We start from the raw sequence: 19,801 nt of genomic DNA on the forward strand, positions 1-19,801 counted from the left end.
ATGCAGTCGATGTCCGGTGGAACGAATGCGATGCGGCGCGCCGCGATCGCGGCGGCCGACGTCGTGCTCGTGCTGGCCGGCGCGCTCGTCGCGCAGGCTGCGTCGGGTCTCGGCTGGCATGCGCTGTCCGACGCGCAGCGCGGCGCGATCGCGCTGCTGTGCGTGCTGACGGTGGCGCTGCTGCCGCGCTACCTGCGCACCGTGCGCGGCGGCGTCGCGGTGCAGGGCGGCGCGCACGCGCTGACGCACACGCTGGTGGCGGTGGTGTGCGCGAGCGTGCTGACGGTGGCCGGCACGATGTGGATCATGAATCGCGGCGGCACCGTCACGACCCGCTGGATCGTGCGCACGGTGCTCGCCGGCGACGCGGCGCTGCTGCTCGGCCGCGCGGCGTTGCTGGCGTTCGCGCTGACGCGCGGTGATCCGCGGGGGCGGCAACGTCGCGTCGCCGTCGTCGGCGCAACCGGCTACGGGCGGGTGGCGATCGAGCGGATGCAGCGCGCGCCGAATGGCCCGTTCGTGGCCGCGTGCGTATTCGACGATGATGCGCAGGCCGCCGCGGGCGGCATCGGCGGCGTGCCGGTGATCGACGACTGGCCCACGTTGCGCGACCTGATTCGGGGCGGCGACATCGACGAGGTCTGGCTCACGCTGCCGATGTCGCACGAGTGGCGGATCCAGCGCATCGTGCGCGAATTGCGCGACGAGTTCGTCGAGTTGCGGCTGTTGCCCGACGTGCGGCAGATGGCGGTCGTCGATCGCTCCGCGACCGACCTGCTCGGCATGCCGGCGATCAATCTCGCGACCACGCCGCGCGCCGCGCCGGAGCTGTGGGCCAAGTTCGCGTTCGACCGGCTGTTCGCGTTCGGGGTGCTGATTCCGTTGCTGCCGCTGCTGACGATGGTGGCGATCGCGGTCAAGCTGTCGTCGCCGGGGCCGGTGCTGTTCAAGCAGCGCCGCAAGGGCGTCGACGGCCGCGAGTTCCATATCCTGAAGTTCCGGACGATGCGCGTGCATCGCGCGCAGCCGGGCGTCGTGCGGCAGGCGTCGCGCAACGATTCGCGCATCACGCGTGTCGGCGCATTCCTGCGGCGCACGTCGCTCGACGAGCTGCCGCAGTTCTTCAACGTGCTGTTCGGGCAGATGTCGGTGGTCGGCCCGCGTCCGCACGCGATCGAACACGACGACCTCTATCGGCAACTGATCGACTGCTACATGTACCGCTACCGCGTGCGGCCCGGCATCACCGGATGGGCGCAGGTGAACGGCTATCGCGGCGAAACGCGCAAGGTCGAGGCGATGGAGGCGCGTGTGAAGTTCGATCTGTTCTACATGCAGAACTGGAGTTTCTGGTTCGACATCAAGATCATCCTGATGACGGTGGTGCGCGGCTTCATCGGGCGCAATGCGTTCTGAGGATGACGAATCATCGAAGCGGGGCGCCGCGCGAGCGACCGTATCGACGGAATGAGGCCGGTTCGTGCGCACGGAACGAAGCGATGTGGCCGCATGGGAAATTGCTGCGCTGCGTTTGCGCCGACGGGGCTTCGCCACGCGCCCCTTCGGTCGCGATTCCGCGTCCGTCCCCAGTTTCGTCCCTCCGCCGTCGCATGACCGGCACGCTGATTCCGGTCAACACACGCGTGTTCAATGGGTTTATCCTGCGTCGAATGCGTCCGGCGTTTTGCGCGTCCGGTCGCATCATCCGGATGCGGCGGCGCAGGTCATGCCTGCGCGTCGCGCACCGGCGCGATACCGCGCGCCGCCTTTCTTCGCGCGGAACCGGAACAGGAGAGACGGCCATGTCGCTCGACCAACAACAACGGCAGACGCTGAAACAGCGGCTGAACGAGAGCGAGCAGGCGCTGCGTGCGGAGATCCGCACGAGCGAAGACCAGCGCGCGTCGGAATCCTATGCGGATCTGGCCGGCGCGGCGCCGGACGAGGGCGACGAGGCGAATGCCGACCTGTTCGTCGACGTCGACCATGCGTTGATCGGGATGAAGCTGACCGAACTGCGCGCGATCGGGCGCGCCCAGCAGCGGATGCGTGACGGCAGTTACGGCGAATGCATCGACTGCGACGGCGCGGTCGGCTACGAGCGGCTGCTGGCGCGGCCGACCGCCGAACGTTGCACGCATTGCCAATCGATCTACGAACGACGCTACGCGACGACACCGCGCGCGTCGCTCTGACGCCGCGGCTCCAGCCGCGCGGTACGCGCCGCGCGGCCGGCGCAGGATGACCAACGGGCGCCCGGCGGCGTCGACATGCGGCGCCGGGCGGGCAGACGCCGTCGCGCAGGGGCGCGGCGCCATCCACGTGGAAGGGAGCCACGCCGATCATGCCGATCCACAATGCCGAGTGCGCGGCCGTGTTCGCCGAGATCGCCGACATGCTCGAGATCCAGGGCGCCAACCCGTTTCGCGTGCGTGCGTACCGCAACGCCGCGCGTACGATCGCCGACTACGGCCGGGATATTCCGACGATGATCGCGAAAGGCGACGATCTCGGGAAGATTCCGTCGATCGGGGCCGATCTTGCGGCGAAGCTGCGCGAGATCGCCGCGACCGGCACCTGCGAACTGCAGCAAACCTTGCGTCATGCGCTGCCGGGCGCGATCGTCGAGCTGCTCGACGTGCCCGGGCTCGGCGCGAAACGCGTGAAGGCGCTGCATGACGCGCTGAACGTCGATTCGCTCGAACAGTTGCGCGCCGAAGCGAAGAGCGGGCATGTGCGCGAGCTGCCGGGCTTCGGCGCGAAAACCGAAGCGCATCTGCTCGAAGCGATCGACGATCGCCTGCAGCGCGAGCCGCAACGCTTCCTGCTGCCCGACGCCGCACATGCGCTGATGCCGTTGCTCGAACGCCTGCGGGCGGTGACCGGCGTCGGCCAGGCCGTGCCGGCCGGCAGCTTCCGCCGCCGCCGCGAGACGGTCGGCGATCTCGACATCCTCGTCACCGCGCGCGACGCGGGCGCGGTCACCGCAGCGTTCGTCGGCTACGACGACGTGGCGCGCGTGCTCGCGCACGGCAAGACGCGCTCGAGCGTGATGCTCGTCAACGGATTGCAGGTCGACCTGCGGGTCGTCGATGCCGATGCGTTCGGCGCGGCGCTCGTCTACTTCACCGGATCGAAGGCGCACAACATCGCGCTGCGCAGGCTCGCGCAGGCCGGCGGCCTGAAAATCAACGAATACGGCGTGTTTCGTGGCGACGAACGGATTGCCGGAGCGACGGAGGCATCGGTCTACGCGGCTATCGGGTTGCACGAGGTGCCGCCCGAGTTGCGCGAGGATCGCGGCGAGATCGATGCGTCGCGTGCCGGCACGCTGCCGGCGCTGGTCGAGCGCAAGCATCTCCATGGCGACCTGCACGCGCACACCGATGCGTCGGCCGGCCGCGACGGCCTGCGCGCGATGGCCGCTGCCGCGCGTGCACGCGGGCTCGCCTATCTGGCCGTCACCGACCGCGCCCCACCCGACGGCGGCGCTCGCAACGGTTTCGACTGGCTCGCGCGGCAACTCGACGACATCGATCGCCTCAACGCGACGTTCGACGATTTCGTGTTGCTCAAGGGCGTGGAGGCCGGCATTCGCGAGGATGGCAGCCTGGACGTGCCCGACGCGCTGCTCGGCCGGCTCGATCTCGTGGTCGGTGCGATACGCGACGGCTTCGACCTGCCGCGCGGCGCGCAGACCGATCGCATGCTGCGCGCGATGGATCATCCGCATTTCTCGATTCTCGCGCACCCGACCGGCCGCCTGCTCGGCGAGCGCGACGCCTGCGAACTCGATGTGCCGCGCGTGCTCGCGCAGGCTGCCGCGCGCGGCTGTTTCGTCGAACTCGATGCACAGCCGCGGCGCTTCGACCTGCCGGACGTGTGGTGCCGCGAGGCCGCGAAGGCCGGCGTGCCGGTCGCGATCGGTTCGGATGCATGCAGCGCGGACGAGCTCGACAACCTCGCGTTCGGCGTCGATCAGGCGCGGCGCGGCTGGCTGACGCGGCAGGACGTGCTGAACACGCGCACGCTCGCGCAACTGCGGCCGCTGCTGGCGCGCACGATGGGCGGTGCGAAGCGGAGTCGGTCGAAGGGCGCGTGAGCGTGGCCGGTCGCGATGCGTTCAGCTCATGCCGGCAGGGTCATCCGAGCACGCCGGTCGCGGGGACGTAAGGCAGCCCGAGCGCCAGCGCGACCGCTTCGTACGTGATGTGACCGTCGCACACGTTCAGGCCCGCGCGCAGATGCGGATCGTCGAGCATCGCCTGCTTCCAGCCCTTGTCGGCGAGCGCGAGCGCATGGCCGAGCGTTGCATTGTTCAGCGCGAAGGTGGACGTGCGCGCGACCGCGCCGGGCATGTTCGCGACGCAGTAGTGGACGACCCCGTCGACGACGAAGGTCGGCGCCGCATGCGTGGTCGCATGCGAGGTCTCGAAGCATCCGCCCTGGTCGATCGCGACGTCGACGACGACCGCGCCCTTGCGCATCGTCGCGATCATGTCGCGCGTGACGAGCCGCGGCGCCGATGCGCCGGGCACGAGCACGGCGCCGATCACGACGTCGGCATCGCGCACGGCTTCGTCGACCGTCTGCGCATTCGAACAGACGGTCGCGATCCGGTTGGCGAACACGAGATCGAGCTGGCGCAGCCGGTTCACGTTGTTGTCGAGCACGGTGACGCGCGCGCCGAGGCCTACCGCCATCTGCAGCGCGCCGGTGCCCACCACGCCGGCGCCGAGCACGACGACGTGTGCGGCCGGCACGCCCGGCACGCCGGCCATCAGCAGGCCGCGGCCGCCGCGCGGGCTTTCGAGGTGGGTCGCCGCGACCTGGATCGACATGCGGCCCGCGACTTCGCTCATCGGCGCGAGCAACGGCAGGCCGCCGCCGGGGCCCGTCACGGTTTCGTACGCGACGCAGACCGCGCCGGATTTCACGAGCGCGGCGGCCTGATCGGGATCGGGCGCGAGATGCAGGTATGTGTAGAGGATCTGGCCGCGCCGCAGCATCGCGCATTCGGCCGGCTGCGGTTCCTTGACCTTGATGATCATGTCGGCGCGCGCGAAGATGTCCTCGGCACCGTCGCTGAGCGACGCGCCCGCGGCCGTGTAGTCGTCGTCGAGCAGGCCGATCGCCGTACCCGCGCCGCGCTGCACCAGCACGCGATGGCCGTGCCGCGTGAGTTCGCGCGCGCCGGCCGGCGTGAGGCCGACGCGGTATTCGTGGTTCTTGATCTCTTTCGGCACACCGATCAGCATGAGTCGCCTCCATGGCCTTCGTTATCGTCGTCGTGCGAGCAGCCGGTCGCGCAGCGGCAGGCCGACCGCAGTACTGGAATAACAGGGTAGTAGTGCGCGGAGGGAAGTCAAGCGACCGGGCTGTGCGACGACGCATGCGCACTGCAACGCAGCATGCGTGGCGATCGGTTGCGACTCGAGGTCGCAATGCGCATGTGACCGGGTTTCGGTATCGTCATGCGTGGCGCGGGCCGGGGCCGCGAGCCGAACACCTTTCGGCAAAACGACGAGACGACGAGACGAGGACCTTGATCGACATGACCGCTGCGTATTTCAGCGTACCGACGCTTTGCGCCATCGCGCTCGTGCACGTGTACTGGGCGTTCGGCGGGCGATTGGGCAAGCGCGCGGCCATTCCGGAGCAGGATGGCGTACCGCTGTTGCGGCCGACTGCGGTCGGCACGCTTGCCGTCGCGCTCGCGCTGCTGGGCGGTGCAGGCGCGGTCGCCGCGCGTGCCGGCTGGCTGGGGCGCAACACGTATCCCTGCGCGATCGCGTTCGCGGTCGTTGCGCTCGCATTGATCTTCGCGGTGCGGGCCGTCGGCGATTTCCGCTACGTCGGCTTCTTCAAACGCATTCGCGGGTCGCGTTTCGCGCGGATGGATACGCTGTATTACTCGCCGCTGTGCGCGGCACTGGCGCTGTCGATCGCGTCGATGTTCTGGCCGTGGTGAGAGAGGAACGGTGCGTGATTCAATCCGCGCGCGTATCGATTAGCTCGAGATATTCGGCCGGCACGGCATCGATCAGCCACACATCGTTTTCGGCGGCGAAGAACGTGTGGCCCTGCCGGTGCATCAGCTGCGCCGCCACTTCGAGGATTGCGGGCACGCCGTAACGCGCGCCGACGGCCAGCGCCGTCCGGATGTCCGCCGGCAGATACACGTGATGAGGGGCGCCGGGTTCCGCGTCGCCGCCTGATCGTCGCTGTCCGCCATCTCCTCATCCTTGCACATTCCGGCATCCGGTTTTTCCATTATTGCTGATTTCGATGCACTGAATTGCATTGAACCCTCTAGTAATGGAACCGGTTCCATATATAATTCGCGGCACTCGTCGCCAGGCCCGGAAAGAGGGTCGTGCACGTTGCGCTTGCCGTCGGCAGGCGCGACGTCTAAGTTGAATAAGGGTCATGGGCGATGACGGAAAGATGCCGGCCGATGCCGGTATTTGTCCGACGATAGGGCCCGCAAAGAGGTCGATCCGCGCAACGCCGCCGGCCCCGGGGCGAGTGCGGCTGCAATGACGGCGCCACCGCGAATCGCGGCCGGGCGCCAGCGTCGAGGTTGTGCGCAACACACGAAAGAACAGGGCGACCGGCCGCCTGCGGCACGGCTGCCGTGCCGGGCACGCGGCATGCGGAATGCGCGCGTCCGAACCCCGATCCCCAACGATCAACATCCGACCATGTCCACGCCACCTGACAAACCCAATTCGCGTCGCCGTTTCCTGCGCACGTCGGTCGCGCTCGTGCCGATCGCGTCGGTCGCCGGCTGCGACCTGCATTCGTCGTCGCCGTCCGCGACGACCGCCGGCAACGCGTCCACTGCGTCGGCCAGCGCCGAACGCGCGCCGTACAAGCCGACCTTTTTCGATGCGAAGGAATGGGCGTTCGTCCAGGCCGCCGTCGACCGGCTGATTCCGGCCGACGCCGAAGGCCCCGGCGCGCTCGAAGCGGGCGTGCCGGAATTCATCGATCGCCAGATGGAGACGCCGTATGCGCACGGCGCGACGTGGTACATGCAGGGGCCGTTCCAGCAGGGCGTGCCCGAGCTCGGCTACCAGTTGAAGCTGGTGCCGCGCGACATCTACCGGCTCGGCATCGCGGCCGTCAACCGCTATTGCGAAAAGGCGCACGGCAAGGCGTTCGCGGATCTCGACGCGCCGACGCGCGACACGGTGCTCGGCGCGCTGGAGAAGGGCGGCGCGCAGATCGACGACGTCCCGCCCGGCGTGTTCCTCGGCCAGTTGCTGCAGAACACGCGCGAAGGCTACTTCTGCGATCCGGTGCATGGCGGCAATCGCGACATGGCCGCGTGGAAGATGATCGGTTTCCCGGGCGCACGCGCGGACTTCATGGATTTCGTCAACCAGAGCGGCAAGCCTTATCCGTACGGCCCCGTCTCGATCAACGGGGAGCGCAGCTGATGGCCGCAGAAAAGAAGCCGCACGTCGATGCGGTGATCGTCGGCTTCGGCTGGACCGGCGCGATTCTCGCGAAGGAACTGACCGAAGCGGGCCTGAACGTCGTCGCGCTGGAGCGCGGCGAATATCGCGACACCTATCCGGACGGCGCGTACCCGAACACGATCGACGAGCTGACCTACAACATCCGCAAGAAGCTGTTTCTCGACCTGTCGAAGACGACCGTGTCGATCCGCCACGGCCTGCAGGACACCGCGCTGCCGTACCGGCAGCTCGCCGCGTTCCTGCCGGGCGAAGGCGTCGGCGGCGCGGGGCTGCACTGGTCGGGCGTGCACTTCCGGATCACGCCGGAAGAGCTGCGCCTGCGCAGCCACTATGAAGAGCGCTACGGCAAGAAATTCATCCCCGAAGGGATGACGATCCAGGATACGGGCGTCACGTACGACGAGCTCGAGCCGCATTTCGATTTCGCCGAGAAGGTGTTCGGCACGTCGGGGCAGGCGTACAAGGTCGGCGGCAAGGTGGTCGGCGACGGCAACGTGTTCGAGGCGAACCGCAGCGACAACTTCCCGCTGCCGGCGCAGCTCAATACGTATTCGGCGCAGCGCTTCTTCGATGCCGCACACTCGCTCGGCCTGCATCCGTACCGGCTGCCGTCGGCGAACACGTCGGGCCCGTACACGAACCCGTACGGCGTGCAGATGGGCCCGTGCAACTTCTGCGGCTACTGCAGCGGCTACGCGTGCTACATGTATTCGAAGGCGTCGCCGAACCTGAACATCCTGCCGGCGCTGAAGCAGGCGCCGAACTTCGAGCTGCGCTCGAAGTGCCACGTGCTGCGCGTCGACCTCGACGACACGAAGAAGCGCGCGACCGGCGTGACCTACGTCGATCCGGCCGGGCGTGAAGTGCACCAGCCGGCCGATCTCGTGATCGTGGCCGCGTTCCAGTATCACAACGTGCACCTGCTGCTGCTGTCGGGCATCGGCAAGCCGTACGATCCGATCTCGGGCGAAGGCGTGGTCGGCCGCAATTTCGCGTACCAGAACCTGTCGACGATCAAGGCGTTCTTCGACAAGGACACCTACACGAACCCGTTCATCGGCGCGGGCGGCAACGGCGTCGCGGTGGACGACTTCAACGCGGACAATTTCGACCACGGCCCGCTCGGCTTCGTCGGCGGCTCGCCGTTGTGGGTGAACCAGGCCGGCGTGAAGCCGATCAGCGGCATCGCCACGCCGCCCGGCACGCCGCAGTGGGGCTCGGCGTGGAAGAAGGCGGTCAAGGACAACTACGCGCACACGATCTCGATGGACGCGCACGGCACCAACATGTCGTACCGCGACGTGTATCTCGACCTCGATCCGACCTATCGCGATTCGTACGGCCAGCCGCTGTTGCGGATGACGTTCGACTGGAAGGACAACGACATCAGGATGGCGCAGTACGTGACCGGCCAGATGAAGAAGATCGCGGAAGCGATGGGGCCGAAGGCCATCGGCGTGTCGACGCGCGAGTTCGGCAAGCACTTCGACTCGCGCCAGTACCAGACGACCCACCTCGTCGGCGGCGCGATCATGGGCACCGACCCGAAGACGAGCGTGCTGAACCGCTACCTGCAGTGCTGGGACGTGCACAACGTGTTCGTGATGGGCGCGTCCGCGCTGCCGCAGGGCATCGGCTACAACCCGACCGGGATCATCGCGGCGCTGGCCTACTGGTCGGCACGTGCGATCCGCGAGCAATACCTGAAAAATCCCGCCCCGCTGGTGACCGTATGAAGAGGACGATGAACCACCACAACGCCGCGCGTCAGGTGTCCCCGCTGCGGCGCGCGCTGGCGATCGGCACGGCCTGGGCGGCATTCGGTCTGGCGGGCGGCGCCGCGTTCGCGCAGCCGGCGTCTACGCCGGCCGCGGCTTCGGGCGCGGCGGCTGCGCCTGTCGCGCAGTCCGCCGACGCGGCGCTCGTGAAGCGCGGCGAATACCTCGCCCGCGCGGGCGACTGCATCGCCTGCCACACCGCGAACGGCGGCAAGCCGTTCGCCGGCGGCCTGAAGTTCGACACGCCGATCGGCGGCATCTACTCGACGAACATCACGCCGGACCCGAAGACGGGCCTCGGCGGCTGGACCTATGAGGACTTCACCCGCGCGGTGCGCGAAGGCGTGCGCAAGAACGGCGACACGATGTATCCGGCGATGCCGTTCCCGTCGTATTCGCGCCTGACCGACGACGACATGAAGGCGCTGTACGCGTACTTCATGCACGGCGTCGCGCCGGTCGAGCACGAGAACCGCAAGGTGGACATCGTGTGGCCGCTGTCGATGCGCTGGCCGCTCGGCATCTGGCGCAAGCTGTTCGCGCCGGCGCCGAAGCCGTTCGACGCGGCGCCGTACACCGACCCGGTGGTCGCCCGCGGCGCGTATCTGGTGCAGGGGCTCGGCCATTGCGGCGCATGCCACACGCCGCGCGCGCCGACGATGCAGGAGCGCGGGCTGACCGACGCGGACGGCCTCGACTTCCTGGCCGGCGGCGCGGCGATCGACGGCTGGGTGCCGACCAGCCTGCGCGGCGAGCCGCGCACGGGCCTCGGCACGTGGAACGAAACCGAGATCGTGCAGTTCCTGAAGACCGGCCGTACGCTGCGCACGGCCGCGTTCGGCGGGATGACGGACGTGGTCGGCCACAGCATGCAGCACATGACCGACGACGACCTGAACGCGATCGCACGCTACCTGAAGACGTTGCCGCCGCGCGTGCAGGGCGAGCAGCCGCACGTGTACGACGCGGCCGCCGCGAAGGCGCTGCAGACCGGCGACGCGAGCAAGCCGGGCGCGGCCGTCTATCGCGACAACTGCATGGCCTGCCACCGCAGCGACGGCCACGGCTACACGCGCGTGTTCCCGGCGCTCGCCGGCAACCCGGTCGTGCAGGGCGACGATCCGACCTCGCTGATCCACGTCGTGCTGGAAGGCAGCGCGCTGCAGGGCACGCGCACCGCGCCGTCGACCTTCACGATGCCGCCGTTCGGCTGGCGCCTGTCGGACCAGGAAGTCGCGGACGTGTCGAACTTCGTGCGCACGAGCTGGGGCAACACGGGCGCGCCGGTGACGGCCGCGCAGGTCGCGAAGGTGCGCAAGCGCGTGCCGTCGACGCGGCCCGAGCCGCCGCCGGGCGCGCGGTTCCCGCAAGCGTCGCGCTGACGGGAGCGGCGGGGCGCTCGCCCCGCCTGTCGCGCGGTCCACGTCGACGTGCGACCGGGCCCGCCATGCCTTTCACTTCGCCGGGGTCGCGCCCCGCCAACCGGCGCCGCCGCGTGAAATTTTCGCGGCTGCGCGCCATTCTTCCGCCTCATCCCTTATCCTTTCACTCTTGAACCTTACTAAATAGTTACAAGAGCTTGGGAGGGGGGATGCCTCATGACGTCAGCCTGATTGCGTTGCTCGCGGCCGGTTTCGGTCTCGCGATGATCTTCGGTTACCTCGCGTCGCTGCTGAAAATGCCGCCGCTCGTCGGCTATCTGCTTGCCGGGATCGTGATCGGCCCCGGCACGCCCGGTTTCGTCGGCGATCTGTCGCTCGCGCAGCAGCTCGCGGAAGTCGGCGTGATGCTGCTGATGTTCGGCGTCGGCCTGCATTTTTCGCTCGGCGATCTCCTCGCGGTGCGCAAGATCGCGCTGCCGGGCGCCATCGTGCAGATCACCGTCGCGACGCTGCTCGGCGGCGGGCTCGCGCTCACCTGGGGCTGGAGCCTCGGTGCGGCGCTGGTGTTCGGGCTGGCGCTGTCGGTCGCGAGCACCGTCGTGCTGCTGCGCGCGCTCGAGGGACGCGGGCTCGTCGAAACGGTCAACGGGCGTATCGCGGTGGGCTGGCTGGTCGTCGAGGATCTCGTGATGGTGCTCGTGCTGGTGCTGCTGCCGCCGGTGGCGGGACTGCTCGGCGGCACGCCGCCCGGTGACGCGCACGCGGCCGGCGGCAGCGTGTGGAGCACGCTCGGCGTCACGATGCTGAAGGTCGCCGCGTTCATCGCGCTGATGCTGGTGGTCGGCAAGCGCGTGTTCCCGCGCATTCTGTGGCTCGTCGCGCGCACGGGCTCGCGCGAGCTGTTCACGCTTTGCATGATTGCGGCGGCGGTCGGCATCGCGTTCGGCGCGGCGAAGCTGTTCGACGTGTCGTTCGCGCTCGGCGCGTTCTTCGCCGGGATGATGATGCGCGAGTCGGAATTCAGCCGGCGCGCGGCCGACGAGACGCTGCCGCTGCGCGACGCGTTCTCGGTGCTGTTCTTCATCTCGGTCGGCATGCTGTTCGACCCGAAAGTATTGCTCGACGAGCCGCTGCACGTGATCGAGGTCGCGGCGATCGTGCTGATCGGCAAGACGGTCGCGGCCGTCGCGCTCGTGATCGCATTCCGCTATCCGCTGAACACCGCGCTGACCGTCGGCGCGGGCCTCGCGCAGATCGGCGAATTCTCGTTCATCCTCGCGGGGCTCGGCCGTGCGCTCGGGCTGCTGTCGGCCGAAGGGCAGAGCCTGATTCTCGCGGTCGCGCTGATCTCGATCGCGATGAACACGCTGCTGTTCGCGATGATCGATCCGGCGCTCGCCTGGATCCGCAAGCATTCGGCGTTCGCACGCAAGCTCGAGGCGCGCGACGATCCGCTCGCCGCGCTGCCGATGTCGACGCCGCAGACGCATCTGACCGGCCAGGTCGTGATCGTCGGCTACGGCAAGGTCGGCACGCGGATCGCGCATGCGCTGGACGAGCGGGGGATCGCGTATGTCGTCGTCGAGCAGAATCGCGAGCTCGTCGAGAAGCTGCGCGCGGACGGCATCGCGGCCGTGTCGGGCGACGCGATCGAGCCGATCGTGCTGGTGCAGGCGCATATCGCCCGCGCCGGGATGCTGGTGGTCACGCTGCCCGACGTGTTCGACGTGCGGCAGATCGTCGAGATTTCGCGCACGCTCAACCCGACGCTCGAAGTCGTGCTGTGCACGAACAGTAGCGACGAGGCCGCGCTGCTGTCGAACGAGGGGATCGGCACCGTGTTCATGGGCGAGACCGAACTCGCGCGCGGGATGACCGAGCACGTGCTCGGCCGGATGGCGAAGCCGGTCGCGGCCGCGCATTGACGGCGCGCGGCATCGCGCCGGGCATCGCGCACCGGGCAGCGCACGGCGGCGCTGCCGGCTTCAGTCTCAGTAGAACGTCTCGAGCGTCAGTTCCTGCGCCATCACGCGATTGCCGGCCAGCAGGCCGCCGTCGACCGGCAGCGCGACACCAGTGATGATCCGCGCGGCCGGCGAGCACAGGAACAGCGCCGCCTGCGCGACGTCGTCGGGCGTCGCGAAATCGTCGAGCGGATACCATTTCCTCAATTGTTCGAATACCTGCGGGTTGCGCTGCACGCGCGCTTCCCACGCGGGTGTCTTGACCGTGCCCGGCAATACGACGTTCGCGCGCACGCCGTCGCGGCCGTATTCGATCGCGAGCGACTTCGTGTAGCTGATCAGCCCGGCCTTCGCCGCGCTGTAGGCCGGATGCCCGAGCGCATGCACGCCGTTGACCGAACCGATGATCGCGATCGCGCCGCGCCCGCGGGCGCGCATGCCGGGCAGCACGGCTTCCACGCTCACGTAGGTGGCGGTCAGGTTCGCATCGAGATCGGTGCGCCAGCTCGCGGGCGTCGTGTCGCGCAGCGTGGTCGAGGCGGCCGTGCCCGCGTTCGCGACCAGCACGTCGACTTCCGGATGCGATTCGAGCATCGAGCACAGGCGCTCGGCGTCGGTGAGATCGTCGACGACCGGCGTCGCGCGCCCATCGGCGAGCGTCCCGATGAAGCGGTCGAGCGCCGCGCGGTCGCGATCGAGCGCGAGCACGCGGTCGCCGGCTGCGAGGAACGTGCGGCACAGCGCCTGGCCGATGCCGCCGGCGGCGCCCGTCACGAGGGTGGTGCGTGTCATGTCGGCTCCTGGTGCGGGTTCACAGGCCGAGCGCGGCGCGCGCCTGCTTCTCGTTGTCGCGCGTGATCAGCGTGCCGGACGTCAGCACGAGCGGCGGCGGCGCCTGGTTCTTCGTGATCCAGTCGTACATGTTGACGCTCGTCTGGTAGCCGTGCTGGCGCGGATTCAGCAGGATCGAACCGTAGAAGCCCGTCGGCTTCGGCTTCGCGAACTCGTTGAGCGCGATCTGGCTGCCGTTGATGCCGACCGCGACCATCGCATCCGCGCCGATGCCGCGCCCCTCGGCGGCGCGCACCGCGCCGACCGTCGTGTCGTCGTTCGAGCCGAACGCGACCCAGCGCTTGAAGTTCGCATGCTTGGTGAGCGCGATGTTCGCCGCGTTGAACGCGCCTTCGGTGTCGGCCGTCATCTCGGGCGCGTCGATCACGTTCGCGGCCGGAAAGCCGGCGGCCTTCAGCGCGTCGACCGCGCCGGTCGTGCGCTCGCGCGCGGTCGGCAACTGGTCGTACGCGAGCCGGATGATGCCGACTTCGGCCGGATTCCAGCCGCGCCGCTTCGTCTCGTCCGCGATCGCCTGGCCGACCTGCTGGCCGATCTTGTAAGCGGAGATGCCCATGTGCGGCACGCCCGGGAGCGGCGCGCCGTGGCCGTCGACGAGCTGGTCGTCGACCGACATCAGCTTGATCCCCGCGCGCCTGGCTTTCGCCGCGATGCCGGGGCCGAGCTTCACGTCGGGCGCGCAGATGATCACGCCTTGCGCCTTTTGCGCGGCGAGGCTGTCGAGCGCAGTCGACACCTTCTCGCCACTCGGCGCCGCGATCCTGATCAACGTGAAGTGCTGTTCCTTCGCGGCCTGTTCGGCGAAGCGCCATTCGTCCTGGAACCACGGATCGTCCGGCTGTTTGACGAGGAAGCCGATCTTCACGTCGGCGGCATCGGCCGCCCGGGCCGGGGCGCCGCCCAGCAGCGTGACGCTCACGGTGGCCAGCACGAGCGTTTTCCAGTGGAATCGCATGCGTCTCTCTCCGTTGTTGTAGTCGGGCGCGCAGGCAAGGCCGCCTGCGGCGCGCAAAAATTGTAGGAGGACGCGGCGGGAACGCTCAAATGATGCGGTGCGTTCCTAGAGAGTGGGATGGGGCGGGGCGATGCGGACCCGGCACCGCCCGTGGCTTCGTCAGCCGGCGGCGGCCGGCTTCGCGGGTGCGGGGGGGCCGGCTTGCGCGGTGGTCCTGGGCGACGCCGACGGTTTCTGCGTGACGGCCGTCGTCGCTGCCGCCGCTTTCGGCGCGGAGACCGTCTTCTGCGGCGCGGCGGCCTTCACCGGCGCGTTCTTCTCCGCTTCGACCGGCGCGTCGGGCGGCACGCCGAGCAGCTGCAACGAGCCGCTCGTGACCGACGCGAACACCGGGCCGGCCACCGTGCCGCCGTAGTAACCCTTGCCGCGCGGCTCGTCGATCATCACCGCGACGATCAGGCGCGGGTTGCTCATCGGCGCCATCCCCGCGAACAGCGCGCGGTACTTGCCCTTCGCGTAGCTCGCGCCGACCTGCTTGCGCGCGGTCCCGGTCTTGCCGCCGATCCGGTAGCCGTCGACGCGCGCGCGGCGCCCCGTGCCGCCTTCGCCGACCGCCATTTCGAGCATCGAGCGGATCGCGGCGGCGGTTTGCGGCGACGTTACGCGGTGGCCGCGGTGCGCGTCGATCGTCTGCTGATCGGTGCCGTTCTTCAGCAGCGACACCGGGTGCAGCGTGCCGTCGCCCGCATAGGCGGTGTAGGTCTGCGCGATCTGCAGCAGCGACATCGACAGCCCGTAGCCGTACGCCATCGTCGCCTGCTCGATCGGCCGCCAGCGCTTGTAGCCGCGCAGCCGGCCCGACGCGACGCCCGGGAACGTCAGCTCCGGCGCGCGGCCGATCCCGTACTCCTGGTATTTGTTCCAGATCGTTTCGGCGGGCAGGTTCAGCGCCAGTTTCGCGAGCGCGACGTTGCTCGACTTCTGCAGCGCCTGCGATACCGTCAGCGACCCGTGGTTCGACGTGTCGTGGATCACCGCCGGGCCGATCTTGTAGGTGCCCGGCGACGTGTTGATGATCGTGTTCGGCGTGACCTTGCGCTCGTCGATCGACAGCGCGACGACGAGCGGCTTGATCGTCGAGCCCGGTTCGAACGTGTCGATCACCGCGCGGTTGCGCAGTTGCTGGCCGGTGAGGCGGGCGCGGTCGTTCGGATCGAAGGTCGGGTAGTTCGCGAGCGCGAGGATCTCGCCGTTCTGCGCGTCGAGCACGACGACGCTGCCGGCCACCGCGTTGTTCTCGATCACGGCTGCCTTGAGCTGGCTGAAGGCGAGCTGCTGGATGCGGCGGTCGATCGTCAGCTCGATCGTCGCGCCGTGCTGCGCGGGGACGAGCGGGCGCGTGTCCGACACGATGCGGCCGAGCCGGTCGCGGATCACCTCGCGCTGGCCGGACGTGCCTTGCAGGCGTGCGTTGGCCGCGAGCTCGACGCCTTCCTGGCCCTTGTCCTCGACGTTCGTGAAGCCGACCACGTGCGCGGCCGATTCGCCTTCCGGATAGAAGCGCTTCGAATCGGCGATCTGCGTGATGCCGTCGATCGCGAGCTTGTCGAGCCGGCTCGCGGTGTCCGCGTCGACCTGCCGCTTGAGCAGCACGAACGTCTTGTCGTTGCCGAGACGCCGCTTCACCTCGACGAGCGGCATGTCGAGCAGCTTCGCGATCTGCGGGTAATCGGTGTCGGCGACCTGTTTCGGGTTCGCCCAGATTTCATAGGTCGACAGGCTGACCGCGAGCATCGCGCCGTTGCGGTCGACGATGCGCCCGCGCATCGCGTCGAGCTCGATCGTGCGCTGATAACGCTTCTGGCCCTGGCCGACGTAGAAATCCTGGTTCGCGACCTGCACCCAGAAAGCGCGCGCGATCAGCGCGGCGAACGCGAGGAACACGACGACCACGATCAGCCGCGAGCGCCACATCGGCAGGCGCGACGCGAGCATCGGATTCTTGGTCGCCGCTGCGTACGGATCGGCAGGGTGGGTCTTCTTTTTTACGCTCATGCAATGGCCGGGTCGGGCCGCCGGGCGGCGGCGGGTCAGTCTGAATAATGCGATTGTAATAAATGAGTAAACACCGTGTGGGGAAAGTATGTTCCGGCCCCGCAAAAAGGCGAATGGCAGGCGATCGGGAACACGGCGGAAAAGGGAGGAAGGCGGGGCCGGGCAGGCATTCGCGGCGGCTGCACAGGACGAAACACGCACGAGCGTCGCATGCCGATCCGAGCGTGCGGTCTTCGCCGCCGCTCGATCGCGAGCGTCCCGGCGCGCGATCAATTGCCCGCACCCCGGTTATTTCTTTAATCCAGAAAATGAAAAGCGCCTCGAACCGAGGCGCCATTCATGCTGAATATCGAAATGAATATCACCGATACCGGAATAAACCCGAAAACCGCAGACGATTCATGTCAATAATACCTATCGGGCAACGGAAATAAATTCCCGATATTCCGGCTGGGTGGTGCAGGTATCGACCGCCTGCAGCCGCCACGCGCCGTCGGGATGTTCGCCGGCGAGCACCGCGGGGCCTTGTTCACGCCGCGTCGCATCGAACGACAACCCCTTCAACTGACAGACGGCATTGCCGCTGTCGGCCGCGCAGAGCGCCATCGCGCCCTCGACGTCGCGGACCTTGCCCCAGGTCGGAAGGTCGATGCCCTGATGTGCCTCGCGCGACCACAGCCCCTCGTCGGTATCGACCCACAGTACCGCGAAGGAATGCCGGGTTGCCGATTCGCTGCCATTAATCCGAATGGTGAGGCGCATTGCATCGTCTCCTGAAAAAAATGACACATTCGACCGTTGGGACTTGAACAGTCTAGATAGACTGGTGTGAAACGCAAGTGATAATCCGCAATAAATCCGTATTGGGTCTATTTCGGTTTCAGATGAAACGACGTCTGACGATTCATGGTCATTCCCGAGGCGTCAGCACACGCGGGGGACACCGGCGATCGCGGTGTCCATGCGAAGACGCGCGGCGGTCCAGACATGGGATGACAGTGCCGCCGGCCGCGTCGATCGGTCGCGCGCCGGCCGCCGCCGAAACCGCCGCGGCAGCGCGATCCGGCACCGCCCGGACGCGGCCCGAGCGAACGTTTCAGCGTGTTGACGCGGCGGCCGGCACGACACACTCCGACAATCGCGTACAAATCGGCACACTTTCACGAAACTTTCGGGACAGACTTGCATGCGTTCGGGCCCCACACTGGGACCTTCCCGATCCTGTGCCGCGGATGCCCGTCCGCGCCGGCTGCCGCCACCTCGTGCCAGAGCGCGATCGACGCGATCGCAGGCCGCACGCCCGATCGGGAGCCGCCGGGGCGCGCGTCAGCCCCGGCCCGGCCGGTGAGCCGTGCGCCGCCCGCAACCGCGGGCACCGCGCCGCCCGGCCGACTCTTCGAAGGAGACTATCGTGCTGATCTGGAAAACCGCGTTGTCGCTCAACTGGCGGACGAGCCTCGTGTCGCCGGCCAGCGCACCGGTCGCGGCGGCGAACGTCGGACGGCTGGTGCTGACCGGCGCCACCGGCTTCATCGGCAGTACCGTGCTGACGGCGCTCGTCAATGCAGGGCTGCTCGAACGCATCGTCTGCGTCGTGCGTGCGCAGGACCGCGGCCATGCGGTCGCGCGGCTGCGTGAAGCGGCGTTGCGCGCGGGGCTTGCGCCGTACTGGGCGTCGCGCCTGACCGATGCGAACGTGATCGTCGGCGCGCTCGGCGACGTGTGGCACGGCGCCGATGCACCGCGTCTGGCCGGCGCGACGCACGTGATTTACTGCGCGGGCCACGCGTCGCCGGCCGACGGCGCGCATCTGCGGGCCGACATCGCCGATGCGGTGCACTTTGCCGAACGCTTTGCGCGCGCGCCGCGCCTGCAGCGCTTCGTGTACGTCGGCACGGCCTACGCGCATGCGGGCCGCGGCGGAATGGTGCAGGAGGAGGCGGAGCGCGACGCGGGGAACGACGCCGCGCCGGGCGACGACGGGCTGCCGGGCGCGGTGCTCGCGGCCGACTACCTGCACGCGAAGGCGGAAACGGAGCAGCGCCTGCGCGCGCTCGGACTGCCGCTCGTCGTCGTGCGGCCGTCGCATGTGGTCGGCCACACGGTGCTCGGGACGCGTCCCGCGCCGAATTCGTTCTGGATGTTCCGGCTCGCGCACGCGGCGCGCCGCTTCACCGCGCGGCCGATGACGCGCATCGACATCGTGTCGGTGGACGACGTGGCGCGCGCGACGATGCTGCTGGCCGTCAAGCCGACGCTCGCGCACGACGTCTATCACGTGTCGGCCGGCGACGAGGCGCCGCAGGTCGCGCAGATCGTGCGCGCGATGGACGAGGCGGCGGGGATGACCGGGGCGCCGCGCTACGCGGCGTGCGCGCCGGCCGAGCTGCCGCTCGTGGTGCGCGACGTGCTGGGGCGCCCCGATCCGGCGCTCGAGCGCGTGATCGGCCGGGCGCTGCAGCGCTGCGGGGAATTCGCGACGGTCGATCGCGTGTTCGACAATCGCCGCGTGCGCGACGAAATCGATTTCGAGCCGTTGCCGTTCATCGATTACGTCGAGGAGTGCATGCGCACGTCGCGCGGCGTGGCCGTGACCGAGCTGATGCGCGGCGCGATCCATTAGGGCCCGTTCACGCGAACGACGCACGTTTCCCTGTCTGGAAAAGTGCATTCGTGGGGCCAGCGCAAGCCCGTTCGACCGCCCGCGCCACACCGGCGCCCGTTCCTGCCGATCGCGGCGCGGGCGCCGTTTTTACGCGTGGCTGCCGAGCTCGATGAGCCGGTCGAGCGCGCGATAGATGTCTTCGAGGCCGTCCTGGCCGAACCGCGACTCGAGCTGACGATATTGCTCGTCGATGCGCGGACCGATTTCCGTCACCAGTTTCCTGCTTTGCGGCGTCAGGCTGACCAGCAGCCGGCGCTGATCCTCCTGCGCACGTGTGCGCGTGATCAGGCCGTCGCGCTCCATCCGTTCCAGCACGCCGGTCAGGCTCGGGCTCAGGATGCAGCAGCGTTTCGCGATCTGACCGGCTTCGAGCGCCTGCGCCGGTTCGCCGTCGAGCACGCGGATGATCCGCCATTGCTGTTCGGTCAGCGAGAATTCCTTGAGAATGGGGCGAAACAAACCCATCAGCGTTTCGCGAGCCTCGAGCAGCAGCATGGCCAGGTTGCGATGGTCGAGCGTACGGTTCATCGGGGGAGAGCAGAGGACGGGGACGCATCAATCTTAACAGCCGAAGCTGATGAATTTCGCCTATCAGGGTAATCGAGGTTGCCAGCGCACGATTGTTTACTTAAGATATTAACTATTGACGATGCGCCGCGACGC

The 19,801-nt window shown here is 68.5% G+C and carries 16 protein-coding genes; 9 read left to right on the top strand and 7 right to left on the bottom strand.

What is annotated here, in order from left to right; translation table 11 throughout:
* Nucleotides 1-9 precede the first annotated feature (9 nt).
* The 3 genes from H0X95_RS13625 to polX all read left to right on the top strand — a co-directional run bounded on the left by H0X95_RS13625 (nucleotide 10) and on the right by polX (nucleotide 4,102).
* Entirely contained in the window at nucleotides 10-1,416 is a 1,407-nt protein-coding gene (locus H0X95_RS13625) for an undecaprenyl-phosphate glucose phosphotransferase (RefSeq protein ID WP_048985618.1), read from the top strand.
* Between the two features lie 386 nt (nucleotides 1,417-1,802).
* The gene (locus tag H0X95_RS13630; RefSeq protein ID WP_012493297.1) at nucleotides 1,803-2,195 is read left to right on the top strand and encodes a TraR/DksA family transcriptional regulator; all 393 of its coding nucleotides are present in this window, start codon (nucleotides 1,803-1,805) and stop codon (nucleotides 2,193-2,195) included.
* A 149-nt stretch (nucleotides 2,196-2,344) separates the two neighbouring features.
* Nucleotides 2,345-4,102 carry a DNA polymerase/3'-5' exonuclease PolX gene (polX, locus tag H0X95_RS13635; RefSeq protein WP_059723310.1) on the top strand — a complete coding sequence of 586 codons (1,758 nt, stop codon included), beginning with the start codon at nucleotides 2,345-2,347 and terminating at the stop codon, nucleotides 4,100-4,102.
* A 40-nt stretch (nucleotides 4,103-4,142) separates the two neighbouring features.
* Here the strand turns inward: polX and ald are convergent, their stop codons facing one another.
* The gene (ald, locus tag H0X95_RS13640; RefSeq protein ID WP_006493090.1) at nucleotides 4,143-5,258 is read right to left on the bottom strand and encodes an alanine dehydrogenase; all 1,116 of its coding nucleotides are present in this window, start codon (nucleotides 5,256-5,258) and stop codon (nucleotides 4,143-4,145) included.
* A 296-nt stretch (nucleotides 5,259-5,554) separates the two neighbouring features.
* Here ald and H0X95_RS13645 point away from each other — a divergent pair, with 296 nt between their 5' ends.
* Nucleotides 5,555-5,971: a DUF3995 domain-containing protein gene (locus H0X95_RS13645; RefSeq protein WP_012493298.1), complete on the top strand. Its 417-nt coding sequence runs from the start codon at nucleotides 5,555-5,557 to the stop codon at nucleotides 5,969-5,971.
* Nucleotides 5,972-5,990: 19 nt separating this feature from the next.
* Here H0X95_RS13645 and H0X95_RS13650 read toward each other — a convergent pair whose 3' ends face one another.
* Nucleotides 5,991-6,182, bottom strand: coding sequence for a 2'-phosphotransferase (locus H0X95_RS13650; RefSeq protein ID WP_230204639.1), 192 nt, complete (start codon nucleotides 6,180-6,182; stop codon nucleotides 5,991-5,993).
* A gap of 522 nt (nucleotides 6,183-6,704) precedes the next feature.
* Between H0X95_RS13650 and H0X95_RS13655 the strand changes: the two genes are divergently transcribed.
* From H0X95_RS13655 to H0X95_RS13670, 4 genes are all read left to right on the top strand, one after another.
* The gene (locus H0X95_RS13655) at nucleotides 6,705-7,445 is read left to right on the top strand and encodes a gluconate 2-dehydrogenase subunit 3 family protein (protein ID WP_006494978.1); all 741 of its coding nucleotides are present in this window, start codon (nucleotides 6,705-6,707) and stop codon (nucleotides 7,443-7,445) included.
* A complete protein-coding gene (locus H0X95_RS13660) occupies nucleotides 7,445-9,223 on the top strand; it encodes a GMC family oxidoreductase (RefSeq protein WP_080322710.1) in 1,779 nt (592 codons plus the stop codon). Before H0X95_RS13655 ends, H0X95_RS13660 begins: the two co-directional genes overlap by 1 nt.
* The gene (locus H0X95_RS13665) at nucleotides 9,220-10,647 is read left to right on the top strand and encodes a cytochrome c (RefSeq protein ID WP_059723313.1); all 1,428 of its coding nucleotides are present in this window, start codon (nucleotides 9,220-9,222) and stop codon (nucleotides 10,645-10,647) included. The genes H0X95_RS13660 and H0X95_RS13665 overlap by 4 nt, the downstream gene beginning before the upstream one ends.
* 209 nt (nucleotides 10,648-10,856) lie before the next feature.
* Complete coding sequence (locus tag H0X95_RS13670; RefSeq protein ID WP_006493088.1) at nucleotides 10,857-12,572, top strand: cation:proton antiporter domain-containing protein; 1,716 nt, start codon at nucleotides 10,857-10,859, stop codon at nucleotides 12,570-12,572.
* Between the two features lie 66 nt (nucleotides 12,573-12,638).
* On the opposite strand, the gene H0X95_RS13675 is transcribed toward H0X95_RS13670, so the two are convergent.
* The 4 genes from H0X95_RS13675 to H0X95_RS13690 form a co-directional block, all read right to left on the bottom strand.
* Complete coding sequence (locus H0X95_RS13675) at nucleotides 12,639-13,403, bottom strand: SDR family oxidoreductase (protein ID WP_080322712.1); 765 nt, start codon at nucleotides 13,401-13,403, stop codon at nucleotides 12,639-12,641.
* A 19-nt stretch (nucleotides 13,404-13,422) separates the two neighbouring features.
* Nucleotides 13,423-14,418 (bottom strand): arabinose ABC transporter substrate-binding protein, encoded by a 996-nt coding sequence (locus tag H0X95_RS13680; protein WP_080322713.1) that lies wholly within the window; start codon nucleotides 14,416-14,418, stop codon nucleotides 13,423-13,425.
* Between the two features lie 159 nt (nucleotides 14,419-14,577).
* A complete protein-coding gene (locus tag H0X95_RS13685) occupies nucleotides 14,578-16,473 on the bottom strand; it encodes a peptidoglycan D,D-transpeptidase FtsI family protein (RefSeq protein ID WP_048985571.1) in 1,896 nt (631 codons plus the stop codon).
* A 414-nt stretch (nucleotides 16,474-16,887) separates the two neighbouring features.
* Nucleotides 16,888-17,235: a DUF3564 family protein gene (locus H0X95_RS13690; protein ID WP_006483554.1), complete on the bottom strand. Its 348-nt coding sequence runs from the start codon at nucleotides 17,233-17,235 to the stop codon at nucleotides 16,888-16,890.
* Nucleotides 17,236-17,884: 649 nt separating this feature from the next.
* On the opposite strand from H0X95_RS13690, the gene H0X95_RS13695 reads away from it, so the two are divergent.
* Nucleotides 17,885-19,096: an SDR family oxidoreductase gene (locus H0X95_RS13695; RefSeq protein WP_059723320.1), complete on the top strand. Its 1,212-nt coding sequence runs from the start codon at nucleotides 17,885-17,887 to the stop codon at nucleotides 19,094-19,096.
* A 129-nt stretch (nucleotides 19,097-19,225) separates the two neighbouring features.
* On the opposite strand, the gene hpaR is transcribed toward H0X95_RS13695, so the two are convergent.
* Nucleotides 19,226-19,666, bottom strand: a complete 441-nt coding sequence (gene hpaR / locus H0X95_RS13700) for a homoprotocatechuate degradation operon regulator HpaR (protein WP_006490704.1) — start codon at nucleotides 19,664-19,666, stop codon at nucleotides 19,226-19,228.
* Nucleotides 19,667-19,801: the final 135 nt, after the last annotated feature.

Origin of the sequence: Burkholderia sp. 9779_493 (assembly GCF_015712215.1) — a bacterium.
Lineage (GTDB): Bacteria > Pseudomonadota > Gammaproteobacteria > Burkholderiales > Burkholderiaceae > Burkholderia > Burkholderia cenocepacia.